Annotated in this window: 1 pseudogene; it reads right to left on the bottom strand. The window is 42.6% G+C overall.

Going from position 1 to position 249, the window contains the following annotated elements:
* Positions 1-249: pseudogene (locus ACFINS_RS11090) on the bottom strand (PBSX family phage terminase large subunit); the annotation flags it as partial.

Raw genomic sequence — 249 nt, forward strand, 5'->3', positions numbered from 1 at the left:
TATCCCAAAAGATTCTGATCTGCATCAAGGGATCACGGGGAACAGTAGTAATACGCCCTTCCCGTGAAGCCTCCAGCAACGCTTTTTGGTAATAGGCACCTTCAACAGTTTGGAGATATTCCCCTTCCCAAATATGGTTATAGTGTTCAGGTCGTTGTTCTAAATCTGCCTTGCGATCTCGATTAAGTTTTTCTGGAAATTGAGGATTATCACGCCAAGTGATTTCAGCACCTTTGATATGAGGATTAT

It is taken from the genome of Bartonella sp. AA2SXKL (genome assembly GCF_042197205.1).
GTDB lineage: Bacteria > Pseudomonadota > Alphaproteobacteria > Rhizobiales > Rhizobiaceae > Bartonella.